Here is a 15,036-nt window from a genome sequence, read left to right as displayed (position 1 = left end):
CACGCATGCTGCTCTACCAGCTTGACCGGCGGCACTCGCCGTGCCGGTCTTTGAATATGCCTTGCTCACATTCCAAAAAATCCGAGTCAAATCAGACTCAAACGCTTTATGGACATACGTCGTGAGCTCACTATTAAAGAGCACACTGACCGCGCGGCTCTGCCATTGTCCTCCCGAATGAAAAGGGTTGCCTAAGCAACCCTTTCCGACTCGGTCATTCGCTGCGCTTTAACGCTCAGCTTTCCTGAGCATTGGGCAGGGAAAGGCGCGAAGTGTCTTCGCTCTCCTCTTCGCTGCCGCGGTTGCGGCCCTCGTTGAGCGCCGTCACCTCCTCATCGGAGATATCGCCGGTGATGTAGATGCCGTCGAAACACGATGCCTCGAAACCGCTCACCTGGGCATTGATCTTGCCCACGGCCTGCTTCATCGCTTCCACGTCCTGATAGATCAGGGCATCGCAGCCGATGACCTGGCGAATTTCCTCGACCGTACGGCCGTGAGCCACCAGCTCGGAGCGCGTGGGCATGTCGATGCCATACACGTTGGGGTGACGCACAGGAGGCGCAGCCGAGGCCAGATACACCTTGTTGGCACCTGCATCGCGCGCCATCTGCACGATTTCCTTGGAGGTGGTGCCGCGCACGATGGAGTCATCGACCAGCAGCACATTGCGGCCCTTGAACTCGCTGCTGATGGCGTTGAGCTTCTGGCGCACCGACTTCTTGCGTGCGCCCTGGCCGGGCATGATGAAGGTGCGACCCACATAGCGGTTCTTCACAAACCCTTCGCGATAGGGCTTGCCCAGCAGCTGGGCCAGTTGCATGGCGCTGGGGCGGCTCGATTCGGGGATGGGAATCACCGCATCGATTTCATTGGGAGGCACCATGGAGATCACGCGCTTGGCCAGCGTCTCACCCATGTTCAGGCGAGCCTGATAGACCGAGATGCCGTCCATGGTGGAGTCGGGACGTGCCAGATACACATACTCGAACACGCAGGGATTGAGCTGGGTCTTTTCAGCGCATTGCTGGCTTTCGATACGGCCGTCGTTGTGCACAAAGATCGCTTCGCCGGGAGCGATGTCGCGCTCGAACTGATGGGTTGTACCTTCCAGTGCCACGGACTCGCTGGCCAGCATGATGGTGCCATCATTGCCGCGCCCCATGCACAGCGGACGAATGCCGAAGGGATCGCGGAAGGCCAGCAGGCCGTAACCGGCGATCAGCGCGATCACGGCGTAGGAGCCCTTGATGCGCTTGTGCACCGCACGCACGGCCTTGAAGATTTCCTCGCTCTGCAGCGGCGCGCCGCTGGAGGCGCGCCCGATCTCGTGTGCCAGCACGTTGAGCAGGACTTCGGAGTCGCTTTCGGTATTGGTGTGGCGGTGATCGGTATCCGCCAGTTCGCGGCGCAGTTGCTTGGCATTGGTGAGATTGCCGTTGTGCACCATGACGATACCGAAGGGCGCATTCACGTAGAAGGGCTGAGCCTCTTCCTCGCTGGAGGCATTGCCTGCCGTGGGATAACGCACCTGACCCAGACCCACATCACCGGGCAGAGCCCGCATATTGCGGGTGCGGAACACATCCTTCACCATGCCCTTGGCCTTGTGCATGAAGAACTTGCGTTCCTGCTGGGTCACGATGCCGGCTGCATCCTGCCCACGGTGCTGCAGCAGCAGCAAAGCGTCATAAATCAGCTGATTCACGGGTGTGGTGCTCACCACACCAACGATTCCACACATAGTTGCGTTCCATCTGTTCGCGAAAGTCGCCCTTCGCCACACTCGCCTGCTTCGCCACCCATTGGCTAGCCTGCGCTTTGATATCCGGCATGGCGGATCACGCCAACACCAAACTCTCGTCGGCACCCACTGCGTTTTACAGCAAGCGCCTTAGCCACTTTCCACCCTGAGGTAAATTGCGGCAAAAAACTTCGCTTCAAGAGGAAGCCTTAGGCAGATACTGCCCCCACTCCTGCGGCAGTGCCGGCAACGCCCAGCCCAGCACCTCGCTCAGCCAGGGCGCCAGAGCCGAGTCCTGCCACCACAAGGCCTTGTGCAGCGGCGTGTACTGGATCACCAGTGCCAGCACCAGCAGCAGCAGCCCCCCGCGCAGGACGCCGAACAATGCGCCCAGGGTGCGATCCACAGGCCTCAGCCCCACGGCTTCAATCAACTGCTTGGACAGCCAGGAGATCACTCCCCAGGCGAACATGGATCCCACCAGCAGCAGCACAAAGCCTGCCGCATAGCGCAGCTGCATGTCCCAGCCGTCCAGCGGCAGCCATACCGCCACCTCTTGCGCCCAACTGCGTGCGACCACAAAGCCCACCACCCAGCCCAGCAGAGACAGGACTTCGTAGACCAGGCCGCGCCAGGCTCCTAGCAACAAGGAGGCCAGCACAACGGCCACAAACATCCAGTCCAGCGTGCTCATCAATCAAACCGTTGCCGAAGAACCGGGCTCAAGCCTTGAACACCGATGCGGGCAAGCCCAGGGACTTGGCCCTGGCCGCAGCCTTCTCGGCTTCCTCGCGGCTCTTGAAAGGCCCCATGCGAACTCGTGTGCGCTTGCCGTCCTTGGTATCCACGGTCTGGGTAAAGGCTCCGGCCCCCAGCTTGCCCTTGATTTCGTTGGCCTTGCCGACTTCAGCGAAGGCGCCGATCTGAACGATAAAGCGCTCGTTGGTCGCTGCAGCCTCCTTGGCCGCAGCAGCTTCCGAGGTACTGCGCCCCTCCAGCAGTGCACGGGCACGGGCGGCCTCGTCCACCTTGGGTGCTTCAGGCTTGTGCTTGGGCTCGGGTTTGGCTTCCGGCTTCTTGATCTCGGGTTTGACCTCTGGCTTGACCTCGGCCTTGGGCTTTTCGGGCTTGGGCTCCGGCTTGCGCTCAGGCTTTACCTCGGGCTTGGGCTGAGGTTTGACTTCTGGTTTGGGCTCGGGCCTGACCTGAGATGCCACCACAGCGGCAGTGCCAACGGCTGCCGCTGTCACAGCAGCCCCCACCACAGGAGCAGCCGGCGCAATGGCGGCAGCCGCAGGGGTGGCAGGCTTGGCCGAGGGCGCAAGCACTTCTTCGCCGTCATCCAGGGAAGCATTGGCAGCAACACGCCCTGACGGTGAGGCCGTCTGGCTCGCCACCTGGGTGTCAGGCACGACCTCGGGGGCCGAATTGGCCTGATCGGGAATTTCAATCGGGATATTGACCGGGATGGGACGTGGCTGCGTATCGAACAACAGCGGGAAGCCCACCACACCGATCAGCACCAGCACGGCCGCCCCGATGAGGCGATGGCGTGCGCGGCGCCGCATGGCTTCCACGCTTTCGCCCTGGGCCAGGCGACTGGGGCGCTTGGCTCCGGCCACGGACTCGGCTTCGTCTTTTTTGCCAGGCCAACGGAAATTGAAAAATGCCATGAGTGAGGACTTGTTGAGGCCTGCCACCCGGCAAGAGCCGGAGCGGCAGGCCGCTGACTCAGTGAGTCAGGTGTTTGGCGTTCAGACGAGGCGTGCCGTTTTGCAACACTCCGCCCACGGTAAAGAACGATCCAAAGACCACGATTCTATCAGCCGCCTCCGAGGCCGCCACAGCGGCATCCAGGGCCTGCTGGGGATTGGCAAAGGTCTGCATGCTCACATCTTTGCGGATCACGCCCTGGGCCTGCAACTGCTGCAGCTTGGCCTTGAGGTTTTCCGCGGAGTCCGCACGCGGCGTGGGCAGGTCGGTAAAGTACCAGCGATCGACCAGCGGCCCCACCTTGGTGAGCATGGGCTCCCAGTCCTTGTCGGCCATGGCACCGAATACGGCATGCGTGGTCGGGAAGTAGCCCATGGCATCGAGATTCGCCGTGAGCGCCGCCACCGAGTGCGGGTTGTGCGCCACATCCAGCACCAGCGTAGGCTGGCCGGGAACGATCTGGAAGCGGCCGGGCAGCTCCACCATGGACAAGCCCGTGCGCACGGCCTGCGCCGTCACCGGCAGCTTGCCGCGAATGGCTTCATAGGCTGCCAGCACGCCGGAAGCATTCATCAGCTGATTGGCGCCGCGCAGCGCCGGATAGGCCAGTCCCGCATAGCGGCGGCCACGGCCGGCCCAGCCCCATTGCTGCTTGTCGCCATCGTAGTTGAAGTCCTTGCCGAAGCGCCAGAGGTCGGCACCGATTTCGGCCGCGTGATCGATCACGCTTTGCGGCGGCACCGGGTCGCTGACGATGACGGGACGACCGGCGCGCATGATGCCGGCTTTTTCGCGGCCTATGCTTTCGCGGTCCGGGCCCAGCAGTTCCATGTGATCGAGATCGATGCTGGTGATGATGGCGCAGTCGGCATCGATGATGTTGGTGGCATCGAGCCTGCCTCCCAGGCCAACTTCCAGAATCGCCACATCCAGCCTGGACAGACTCATCAGGCGCAATATTGCCAGCGTGGTGAACTCGAAGTAGGTGAGTGCAACCTCTTTGCCATCCTTGACCCTGGCCTGCTCCACTGCTTCAAAATGCGGGATCAGTTCCTCGGTCTTGACGATCTCGCCGCCCACACGGCAGCGCTCTTCAAAGTGAACCAGATGCGGCGAGGTATAGACACCGGGGCGATAGCCGGACTGCAGTGCCACGGCTTCCAGCATGGCGCAGGTCGAGCCCTTGCCATTGGTGCCGGCCACCGTGATGACGGGGCAGTCGAATTGCAGGCCCATGCGCTGTGCGACTTCACGCACGCGATCCAGACCCAGGGCGATGTTCTGGGGATGCAGGCGCTCGCAATAAGCCAGCCAGGCATCCAAGGTGGGAAATATGGTGTGCATACTGGGCGCTATTGTCACCCACTGTCAGAGGCCCTATGGCTGCCGGCACTTGGCAAATGCGTTACATCTGACTCCAACCGTTTCACCGATACCGAACACCATGAGCAAGATCACCACCGTCTACGGCATCCCCAACTGCGACACCGTCAAGAAAGCACGCAGCTGGCTCAGTGAGCAAGGTATTACTTACCAGTTCCACGACTTCAAGAAGCAAGGCGTTCCCGCCGAGCGCCTGCCCCAGTGGATGCAGGCCGTGGGCTGGGAAAAGCTGCTCAACCGCCAGGGCACGACCTGGCGCAAGCTCGATGACACGACCAGGAACAGTGCCGTGGACGCGACCAGTGCCGCCGCCGTGATGCAGGAAAACGCCAGCACCATCAAGCGCCCCGTGGTGGAGTGGGCCGATGGGACAATCACCGTCGGCTTCAAGGCCGATGACTGGAATACGAAGCGAAGCGCCTGAGCAACCGCTCACATTCACACATTGCTTTACCTAGTTTTACGGGGCCGAGAGCTTGAATTTACGCAGATCCCCTAAACTTTTTGGTGATCTGATGCGTTAAAGCTTCAGAGACAGGAGAGATGTTGATGAAAACTCTGGCAGTTTTGACCTTGACCGCCGTGGCCGCCACCGGGGCCTATGCCCAGGAACGTGGCCGCGTGCTGTCCTCGACCCCCATCACCCAGCAGGTCGCCGTGCCGCAGCAAGTCTGCAGCGACCAGCCGGTGGCGGTCGCTCCTCGCCCCACCGGTGCAGGTGCCGTGGTCGGAGCCATTGCCGGCGGCCTGATAGGCAATGCCATCGGCGGTGGTGGCGGCCGTGCAGCGGCCACGGCCGCTGGTGTCGTCGGCGGCGCCATGCTGGGCAACCAGGCCGAAGCCTCCGGCCCGGTGCAGTACCAGAACATGCGCCAGTGCAGCACGCAGACCTTCTACCAGAACCGCACCGTGGGCTACAACGTGACCTATGAGTACAACGGTCGCAGCTACACCACGCAGACCGCCAACCCTCCCGGCCAATGGATTGCGCTGAATGTGCAGCCCGTGGCCAACGACCCGGTCTACAGCAACGACGGCTACTACAGCACCCAGACGCCTCCCCAGGGCGCCTACAGCACCAGCTACCCGCAGAATTACGACAGCGGCTACTACGCCCCTCAGCCCGTGGCGCCCACCTACTCGGTAGGCTCGACCTATTCGGCCTCTGACTATGTGGCACCTCTGCTGATCGGCGCAGCCATTGGTGCGGGTGCCTACTACGCCACCCGCCCCGGCCACTACTACCGACCCGGCTACCGTCCGGGCTGGCACGGTGGTCATGGCGGCCACGGCTGGCGCCGCTGACCCGAGTCGATCCGGCCTGCAGGCCGCCCAGGAGCCCCTTCACGGGGCTCTTGTTTTTCCTGCCTTTGCCGGGCATTCGCGCAGGTGCAAATCCCGTGGCCTAAAATCAATGCTTTTGATCTTCGACCACGCACAGCGTACTTCTTCCATGACCACCGAAACCATCGCAGGCGTCAGCCTCACCACCAAGGCCAATGTTTACTTTGACGGCAAGTGCGTCAGCCACAGCTTCACGCTGGCCGACGGCACCAAGAAGTCGGTGGGCGTGGTGCTGCCTGCAACGCTGACCTTTGGCACCGCAGCTGCAGAAATCATGGAATGCGTGGGCGGCTCCTGCGAATACAAGCTCGACGGCAGCGACGAGTGGAAGAAGTCCTCGGCCGGCGAGAGCTTCCAGATTCCCGCGAACTCCAAGTTCGACATCCGCGTGACCGAGGCTTACCACTACATCTGCCACTACGCCTGATCCGCGCCTGGCCCGGCTTTGGGCCAGACCCGAGAATTTCAAGCCTTTTCAGCCCCAATCGCTTACCCATCAAGCGCTTGCAGCTATCACTTTGAAGAGAAATCTCATGGAAACCATTCTGCAACATGTTCCCGTCGGCCAGAAGGTCGGCATCGCCTTCTCCGGCGGCCTGGACACCTCTGCCGCCCTGCGCTGGATGAAGAACAAGGGTGCCCTGCCCTACGCCTACACGGCCAACCTGGGCCAGCCCGACGAAGCCGATTACGACGAAATTCCCCGCAAGGCGATGGAATATGGCGCAGAAAAGGCCCGTCTGATCGACTGCCGCCCCCAGTTGGCCAACGAAGGCATTGCCGCCATCCAGTCCGGCGCCTTCCACATTTCCACCGGCGGCATCACCTACTTCAACACCACGCCCCTGGGCCGTGCCGTGACCGGCACCATGCTGGTGGCCGCCATGAAGGAAGACGACGTCAACATCTGGGGTGACGGTTCTACCTTCAAGGGCAACGACATCGAGCGCTTCTACCGCTACGGCCTGCTCACCAACCCCGCGCTGAAGATCTACAAGCCCTGGCTGGACAGCAACTTCATCGACGAGCTGGGCGGCCGTGCCGAAATGTCGGCCTTCATGACCAAGGAAGGTTTCGGCTACAAGATGTCGGCCGAGAAGGCCTATTCCACCGATTCCAATATGCTGGGCGCCACCCACGAAGCCAAGGATCTGGAGTTCCTGAACTCCGGCATCCGCATCGTGAACCCCATCATGGGCGTGGCTTTCTGGAAGCCCGAAGTCGAAGTCAAGGCAGAAGAAGTCTCGATCACCTTCGAAGAAGGCCGCCCCGTGGCCATCAACGGCAAGGAATACACCGATGCCGTGGAAGTGTTCCTGGAGCTGAACCGCATCGGCGGCCGCCACGGCCTGGGCATGAGCGATCAGATCGAAAACCGCATCATCGAAGCCAAGAGCCGCGGCATCTACGAAGCCCCCGGCATGGCCCTGCTGCACATTGCCTATGAGCGCCTGGTGACGGGCATCCACAACGAAGACACCATCGAGCAGTACCGCATCAACGGCCTGCGCCTGGGCCGTCTGCTGTACCAGGGCCGCTGGTTCGACCCCCAGGCCATCATGCTGCGCGAATCCTCGCAGCGCTGGGTGGCCCGCGCCGTGACCGGCACCGTGACGCTGGAACTGCGCCGCGGCAACGACTACTCCATTCTGAACACCGAATCGCCCAACCTGACTTACGCTCCCGAGCGTCTGTCCATGGAAAAGGTCGAAGATGCGCCTTTCAGCCCCATCGACCGCATCGGCCAGCTGACCATGCGCAACCTGGACCTGATCGACACCCGCGCCAAGCTGGCCATCTACTCGCAAGCCGGCCTGCTGAGCGTGAGCAGCGCCAACGCTCTGCCACAGCTGGGTAACGACAAGAAGTAATTCGACCCGCGTCCACGAAAAAGCCGCTGCACTGCAGCGGCTTTTTTCATGCCGAATGCGCCTCAATCGCTTGCAGATAAAGCGATTGCAGCTATCAATACTGCATTGTCAGCGATTGATCTGGTGCACCTGCTGCTCCAGCTGCCCCACATAGGCTGCCGTGCTGTTGTCCGACTCCTGGGCGCGCTGCACCAGATGCGCCTCCAGCACGTCGAGCCGGGCCATCACCTCTTCCTTGTCCCTGGCATGCAAGGCTTCGAGCACGCTGCGCAGCTCGGTGAAACGCGAAGCCTCGGCCTTGTCGGCCAGATCGCGCTGGGCCTGCATCTCCTTGGCGTGGCGGCGCGCCTCCAGCAGCACCGAGCCCTGCATCCAAAGCACATAGGCGATGAAGAACACGCTCAGCAAAATCGTCAGCGCCAGCATGAGCACGCCCAGCGGTGCCTGGATTTCGGTCAGACCGAGCGAAACCGTTGCAGGCGTGGACAGCGCCGTCCAGTTGAAAGCGGCCAACACGGCAATCAGGGCCACGATGATGGCAATGCAGATGGTGCGAAAGTTCATGCTCTTCTCCTGGTACTCCGAGATGCCTTGTTGTAACCCAAGATCGCATCGGCTTGCGTCAGCAAGCGCCAGAAATGACAAAGCCGCTGTTGCCAGCGGCCCTGTCGTCATGATGCGTTCAGATCAGCCGCATTCTCCGGCTCAATTGGTCTCCGACAATTGCTCGAGGATTGCCGGATTCTCCAAGGTGCTGGTGTCCTGGGTAATCGCCTCGCCCTTGGCCAGCGAGCGCAGCAGGCGGCGCATGATCTTGCCGCTGCGGGTCTTGGGCAGGTTGTCGCCGAAGCGGATGTCCTTGGGCTTGGCAATCGGGCCGATCTCCTTGGCCACCCAGTTGCGCAGCTCGGTCGCGATCTGCCTGGCCTCTTCGCCCGTGGGCTTGCCGCGCTTGAGCACCACAAAGGCGCAGATGGCTTCCCCGGTCAGGTCGTCGGGACGGCCGACCACCGCGGCCTCGGCCACCAGATCGGTCTTGGCCACCAGGGCCGACTCGATTTCCATGGTGCCCATGCGGTGCCCCGAGACATTGAGCACATCGTCGATACGGCCCGTGATGCGGAAGTAGCCACGGTCTTCGCTGCGCACGGCGCCGTCGCCAGCCAGGTAGTAGCCCTTGAGCTCGTCGGGGAAGTAGCTCTTCTTGAAGCGCTCGGGGTCGCCCCAGATAGTACGAATCATCGAGGGCCAGGGCTTTTTCACCACCAGGATGCCGCCTGCTCCGTTGGGGATCTCGTTGCCTGCCTCGTCGACGATGGCCGCCGTGATGCCGGGCAGAGGCAAGGTGCAGGAGCCGGGCACCAGAGGCGTAGCACCGGGCAGCGGCGTGATCATGTGGCCGCCGTTCTCGGTCTGCCAGAAGGTGTCCACGATGGGGCAGCGCTCGCCGCCCACATGCTTGTGATACCACATCCACGCTTCGGGGTTGATGGGCTCGCCCACCGAGCCCAGCAGACGCAGGCTGGACAGATTCCAGTTCTTCGGGTGGACGCTGGGGTCGGAGTCAGCCGCCTTGATCAGCGAGCGGATGGCCGTGGGGGCCGTGTAGAAGATGCTGCACTGGTGACGCTCGATCATCTGCCAGAAGCGGCCCGCATTGGGGAAGGTCGGCACGCCTTCGAACACGATCTGCGTGGCACCGGCCGCCAGCGGGCCATAGGCCACATAGCTGTGGCCGGTGATCCAGCCGATGTCGGCCGTGCACCAGAAGACATCGCTGTCCCTGACATCAAAGGTCCACTCGAAAGTCTGCTTGGCCCACAGCACATAGCCGCCGGTGGCATGCTGCACGCCCTTGGGCTTGCCGGTGGAGCCGCTGGTGTAGAGGATGAAGAGCGGATGCTCGGCATTGACGGGCACAGCCTCGCACTCGGTGGACTGGCCGGCCAATGCCTCGGTGAAGCTGATGTCGCGGCCCGCGACCATATTGCAGACGCTGGCCGTGCGCTCATAGACCAGCACGCTCTTGACGGCTTCGCAGCCGCCCAGCGCAAGCGCGTCGTCGACGATGGCCTTGAGCGGCAGCTCCTTGCCGCCACGCATCTGGTAGTTGGAAGTGACGACCAGACTGGCACCCACGTCCACAATGCGCTCCTGCACAGCCTTGGCCGAGAAACCGCCGAACACCACGGAATGCGTGGCGCCGATACGTGCGCAGGCCTGCATGGCCACCACGCCCTCGATGGTCATGGGCATGTAGATCAGCACACGATCGCCCTTTTGCACGCCGCGTGCCTTGAGCGCATTGGCGAACTGGCTCACGCGGGCGAGCAACTCTTTGTAAGTGACCTTGGTGACTTCGCCGCCGTCGGCTTCAAAGATGATGGCCGTCTTGTTTTCCACGGGCGTGCCCATGTGCTTGTCCAGACAGTTGGCGCTGGCGTTGAGCTCGCCGTCGGCAAACCATTTGTAGAACGGCGGGTTGCTCTGGTCCAGCACCTGGGTGAAGGGCTTGGTCCACTGCACGTTCTCGCGGGCCAGCCGCGCCCAATAGCCTTCATAGTCGCGTTCGGCTTCGTCGCACAAGGCTTGGTACTGCGCCATGCCCGAGATGCGGGCCTTGGCGGCGAAATCCGCAGGGGGCGGGAACACACGGTTTTCCACCAGCACGGATTCGATGGTTGATGTCGCAGCGCTCATCGTTTTGTCTCCTGATGCATAAGCAATGAAATAATTGTGGGTGTACTGTCAAGGCTCGGTCTTACACCCCACTGACTGAAATTGAGAAGCGGCTTCTGCGCGCCGTCAAGCCCGTCATTCGCTCCCATTTTTGCAGCAGAAAGCAACTGCTTGGTGTTGATTTGCTTGCACTTTTCTCAAAACACCCCGGAACAAACCCTTAAAATCGCGCACCTGCTGCTGCAGAGGCCGGGGCCCATGTTGCGGCCAGCTCTCGAAAGCGCAGGCAGTCCGGGACGCGGCCCCAGCAAAACCAGTCTTACAAGGTGGCGGCATCCCGTTGCCCACCCATCGCATACAGCCAGCCCCGCATACACATCATGAGCCGCATCCCTTCCGACGAAGCAGGCAACTCCAACCACCACACGCCGCCTGGCGGCTACCAGCCTTCCGGCGTATTGCGTCCCCTGCCCTCGCTGATCTTTGCCAGCCGCTGGCTGCAGCTGCCGCTGTACCTGGGCCTGATTGCCGCGCAGGGTGTCTATGTCTGGCACTTTCTGGTGGAACTCTGGCATCTGGTGGAGGCGGTCTTCGGCAACCAGGAAGCCCTGCATGCCCTGATCACCAATATCGGCTACAAAAGCGATGTCCAGATCACCCATCTGAACGAAACCATCATCATGCTGGTGGTACTGGCCCTGATCGATGTGGTCATGATCTCCAACCTGCTGATCATGGTCATCGTGGGCGGCTACGAAACCTTTGTCAGCCGCATGGGCCTGGAGTCCCATCCCGACCAGCCCGAGTGGCTGAGCCATGTGAATGCCTCGGTGCTCAAGGTCAAACTGGCGCTGTCCATCATCGGCATCAGCTCCATCCACCTGCTCAAGAGCTTCATCAATGCCGGCAGCTATGAAGTCCAGGTGCTGATGTGGCAGACCATCATCCACGTGGTCTTCCTGCTCAGCGCCCTGGCCATTGCGCTGACGGACAAGCTCACCCAAAGCGCTCACCACTGAAGCCGCACTGCTCCCCAAAAAAGCCCCGCATGGTTGTCCATGAAGGGGCTTTTTTCATGTCTTCAGCGAGCGCAAAGCTCGCCCAAAGCTGACAACCGTCAAAAATAATCCGTCAATCCAGCGCAAGTCCTTATCTATCAATGACTTGCGCCAGCTATTTTTACGTATGCGAATGTTTCAGCGGCGCCATTTCCCGCGGATGCTGAGGGCAAAGCTTACAGCTGGATTTGACGCATAAAACTCAATTCGATATATTAAAAAGTCATTTACAACCTGCCGTGCAGGTCGTCAACGCATTGTTGAGATGCGGTTGACTCACTTCCCGGCGGATCGTTGTGTCAATTCAAGAGCGCTTGCCGCTCTTTGGCGCAGCCCCGTCAACCGGGCCGAAACACGGCCCTGATGTAGGGGCTCTCCCCGGCCGATGTGCCGGGGTTGGCCTGACAAGAAGCCGTGCAGATGCGTGCCAGTCGGTACCAGCTCTGCCAGCCAGCTGCTTCTTCCAATTTGCCAGCTCTTGCGCACACCTGGCTGTGCCATCCGGGCTGAAAACTCGGCGCCATCGCTGCGCCATCTGCATTGCGCAGTCCTGTCCACCAGACCGGGCTGGGCTGCGGCATCAGGGCTTTTATTTTGGCTTGTGCGCCAGCGCCCACCGGCATTACCGGTCGTGGGCGCTGGACTGTGTTCCATCCCATCAAAAAGGAGAACGCCACAGTGGCCAAGCAAATCGCTATCGATCATGTCTTCAAGGTCTTCGGCAACGACCCGAAAACCGCTCTCAGCCTGGTGAAACAGGGCCTGAGCAAGCAGGAGATCCTTGCCCAGACCGGGCAATCCATCGGCGTGTTCGACGCCGACTTCACCATCGAAGCCGGTGAAATCTTCGTGGTCATGGGCCTTTCGGGCTCGGGCAAGTCCACCCTGGTGCGCATGCTCAACCGCCTGATCGAGCCCACCAGCGGCCGTATCCTGGTCGACGGCCAGGACATCAATGCGCTCAACGACAAGGAACTGCGCGCACTGCGCCGCAAGGACATCTCCATGGTGTTCCAGTCCTTTGCGCTCATGCCCCACCTCACGGTGCTGGACAACACGGCCTTTGGCCTGGAGCTGGCCGGCGTGGACCGCGCCACACGCCAGCAGCAGGCGCAGGATGCCCTGGAACAGGTGGGGCTGGACGCCTGGGGCGCCAGCTACCCTGACGAGCTCTCCGGCGGCATGCAGCAGCGCGTGGGTCTGGCCCGTGCGCTGGCCTCCGACCCCTCCATCCTGCTGATGGACGAGGCCTTCTCGGCGCTGGATCCCATCATCCGCACCGAAATGCAGTCCGAACTGTTGCGCCTGCAGGAAATCAAGCGCCGCACCATCGTCTTCATCTCCCACGATCTGGACGAAGCCATGCGCATTGGCGACCGCATCGCCATCATGAAGGACGGCATGGTGCAGCAGGTCGGCACGCCCGACGAGATTCTGCGCAACCCGGCCAATGACTATGTGCGCACCTTCATCCAGGGCGTGGATGCGGCAGCCGTGTTCAAGGCCTCCGACATCGCCCGTCAGGCGCTGACCGTGATCTCCGAGCACAGCGACCGTGGCTGCCGCGCCGCGCTGCGCCTGCTGGAAGACTCCGACCGCGACTACGCCTATGTGCTCAATGCCCGCAAGCGCTTTCTGGGCATGGTCTCGTCGCAATCGCTGCGCGATGCGCTGCACGGCCACGACGGCTTGCTGGGGCTCAAGCACGCCTTCATCCCCGACGTGCAGCCTATCGCCAGCAACACCCCGGTGGCCGAGCTGTTCGGCGCCGTGGCCGCTCCGGCCTATCCGCTGCCCGTGGTCGACGAAGACGGCAAGTACCTGGGCGTGATCAGCCGCACCACCATGCTCAAGTTCCTGGATAGGGCTACCCCGCCGGTTCCGCCGCCCCAGAAGGAAATTCCACCCATCAAGCTGGACCAGCACTTCCAGCCCACGTCCAACACACAAGCTGCCCGACACGCAGCGTAATAAAAGGAGGGAGCCGATTTGAACGACAACGCACTGAATACCCCCAACACAGAAAGCAACAACGCGGCCTTTGAAGACCCGTGGGCAGCAGCCTCTGCACCCGCCAGCGAGCCCACCAGCGCCGATGCCACGGCCTCGGCCGCAGATGCCGACCCCTGGGCCGCCTCCTATGCCGATGCGAATACAGGCTCGGGCAGCGATGCCTGGAGCGGCGGCGATGCCGCCAGCCAGGTCAGCAGTACCGACTGGCTCAGCGCCCCCTCGCCCACCGATGTGCCCGAACATGACGGCGGCATCGGCCAGCTCTGGCACCAGATCACCACCGAGGGCCTGCCCGTGCAGGACTCGATCAACAACGGTCTTACCTGGGTCGTCGACCATTTCCGCCCCTTCTTCCAGGCCGTTCGGACGCCTATCGACGCCACGCTCAACGGCGTGACCGATGTGTTGCAGACCATTCCCATGCCCGCGCTGGTGCTGCTGATTGCCCTGCTGGCCTGGCAGTTTGCGGGTCGCAAGCTGGCCATAGGCTCGGCCGTGGCCCTGCTGTGTGTGGCCCTGCTGGGCATCTGGTCCGAAGCCATGGTCACCCTGGCACTGGTGCTGACCTCGCTGTTCTTCTGCATTGCCATCGGCCTGCCCGTGGGCATCTTGCTGGCCAGCAGCGACCTCGCCCAGCGCTGGACACGCCCCTTCCTGGACGCCATGCAGACCACACCGGCCTTCGTCTATCTGGTGCCGGTGGTGATGCTGTTCGGTATCGGCAACGTGCCCGGCGTGATCGTGACCATCGTGTTTGCGCTGCCGCCGCTGATCCGCCTGACCAATCTGGGCATTCGCCAGGTACGCCCTGACCTGATCGAGGCCAGCCGCGCCTACGGTGCATCGCCCGCCCAGCTGCTGTGGAAGGTGCAACTGCCGCTGGCCATGCCCTCCATCATGGCCGGTATCAACCAGGCGCTGATGCTGTCCCTGTCCATGGTGGTGATCGCTTCCATGATCGCCGTGGGAGGTCTGGGCCAGATGGTGCTGCGCGGTATCGGCCGTCTGGACATGGGTCTGGCCACCGTCGGCGGCCTGGGCATCGTGCTGCTGGCCATCGTGCTGGACCGCATCACCCAGGCCATGGGCGAGTCCAAGCGCGGCAGTGCCCGCTGGTGGGCCACCGGCCCGGCCGGCCTGGTGGTGCGCCTGCTCGACAACAAGCGCTCTGCACCGGCCCCCAAGCGCGACAGCGAGGCCGCCAAGCCCGCGACGATCTGAATCAAGAACA

13 protein-coding genes are annotated in these 15,036 nt (G+C 62.2%); 7 read left to right on the top strand and 6 right to left on the bottom strand.

Features of this window, described 5'->3' with window-relative positions:
• Positions 1-235 precede the first annotated feature (235 nt).
• From purF to folC, 4 genes are all read right to left on the bottom strand, one after another.
• Positions 236-1,744 carry an amidophosphoribosyltransferase gene (gene purF / locus FSY59_RS01405; RefSeq protein WP_003057182.1) on the bottom strand — a complete coding sequence of 503 codons (1,509 nt, stop codon included), beginning with the start codon at positions 1,742-1,744 and terminating at the stop codon, positions 236-238.
• A 196-nt stretch (positions 1,745-1,940) separates the two neighbouring features.
• Entirely contained in the window at positions 1,941-2,438 is a 498-nt protein-coding gene (locus FSY59_RS01400) for a CvpA family protein (protein WP_003057187.1), read from the bottom strand.
• A gap of 28 nt (positions 2,439-2,466) precedes the next feature.
• A complete protein-coding gene (locus FSY59_RS01395; protein WP_148728335.1) occupies positions 2,467-3,417 on the bottom strand; it encodes an SPOR domain-containing protein in 951 nt (316 codons plus the stop codon).
• A 58-nt stretch (positions 3,418-3,475) separates the two neighbouring features.
• Positions 3,476-4,801 (bottom strand): bifunctional tetrahydrofolate synthase/dihydrofolate synthase, encoded by a 1,326-nt coding sequence (gene folC / locus FSY59_RS01390; protein ID WP_003057193.1) that lies wholly within the window; start codon positions 4,799-4,801, stop codon positions 3,476-3,478.
• Positions 4,802-4,901: 100 nt separating this feature from the next.
• On the opposite strand from folC, the gene FSY59_RS01385 reads away from it, so the two are divergent.
• The 4 genes from FSY59_RS01385 to argG all read left to right on the top strand — a co-directional run bounded on the left by FSY59_RS01385 (position 4,902) and on the right by argG (position 8,055).
• Positions 4,902-5,264: an ArsC family reductase gene (locus FSY59_RS01385; RefSeq protein WP_003057195.1), complete on the top strand. Its 363-nt coding sequence runs from the start codon at positions 4,902-4,904 to the stop codon at positions 5,262-5,264.
• Positions 5,265-5,389: 125 nt separating this feature from the next.
• Positions 5,390-6,145 (top strand): glycine zipper 2TM domain-containing protein, encoded by a 756-nt coding sequence (locus FSY59_RS01380; protein WP_003057198.1) that lies wholly within the window; start codon positions 5,390-5,392, stop codon positions 6,143-6,145.
• Positions 6,146-6,293: 148 nt separating this feature from the next.
• Entirely contained in the window at positions 6,294-6,611 is a 318-nt protein-coding gene (locus FSY59_RS01375) for a pyrimidine/purine nucleoside phosphorylase (RefSeq protein WP_003057202.1), read from the top strand.
• 106 nt (positions 6,612-6,717) lie between these two features.
• On the top strand, positions 6,718-8,055 hold the full coding sequence (argG, locus tag FSY59_RS01370) for an argininosuccinate synthase (protein WP_003057205.1): 1,338 nt from the start codon (positions 6,718-6,720) through the stop codon (positions 8,053-8,055).
• Between the two features lie 108 nt (positions 8,056-8,163).
• Here argG and FSY59_RS01365 read toward each other — a convergent pair whose 3' ends face one another.
• Together FSY59_RS01365 and acs are read right to left on the bottom strand one after the other, a co-directional pair.
• Positions 8,164-8,619: a hypothetical protein gene (locus FSY59_RS01365; protein WP_003057208.1), complete on the bottom strand. Its 456-nt coding sequence runs from the start codon at positions 8,617-8,619 to the stop codon at positions 8,164-8,166.
• Positions 8,620-8,760: 141 nt separating this feature from the next.
• On the bottom strand, positions 8,761-10,755 hold the full coding sequence (gene acs / locus FSY59_RS01360; protein ID WP_003057210.1) for an acetate--CoA ligase: 1,995 nt from the start codon (positions 10,753-10,755) through the stop codon (positions 8,761-8,763).
• Between the two features lie 359 nt (positions 10,756-11,114).
• Between acs and FSY59_RS01355 the strand changes: the two genes are divergently transcribed.
• From FSY59_RS01355 to proW, 3 genes are all read left to right on the top strand, one after another.
• A complete protein-coding gene (locus FSY59_RS01355; protein ID WP_187427871.1) occupies positions 11,115-11,753 on the top strand; it encodes a YqhA family protein in 639 nt (212 codons plus the stop codon).
• Between the two features lie 717 nt (positions 11,754-12,470).
• Positions 12,471-13,763, top strand: coding sequence for a glycine betaine/L-proline ABC transporter ATP-binding protein ProV (gene proV / locus FSY59_RS01350; RefSeq protein WP_003057214.1), 1,293 nt, complete (start codon positions 12,471-12,473; stop codon positions 13,761-13,763).
• Positions 13,764-13,781: 18 nt separating this feature from the next.
• Complete coding sequence (gene proW, locus FSY59_RS01345; RefSeq protein ID WP_148728334.1) at positions 13,782-15,026, top strand: glycine betaine/L-proline ABC transporter permease ProW; 1,245 nt, start codon at positions 13,782-13,784, stop codon at positions 15,024-15,026.
• The last annotated feature ends 10 nt before the right edge of the window (positions 15,027-15,036 follow it).

This window comes from Comamonas sp. Z3, assembly GCF_008121565.1.
In the GTDB taxonomy this organism is placed as follows: domain Bacteria; phylum Pseudomonadota; class Gammaproteobacteria; order Burkholderiales; family Burkholderiaceae_C; genus Comamonas; species Comamonas brasiliensis.
The sequence above is the reverse complement of the archived record's forward strand: the minus strand, read 5'-3'. Positions and strand labels throughout refer to the sequence as shown.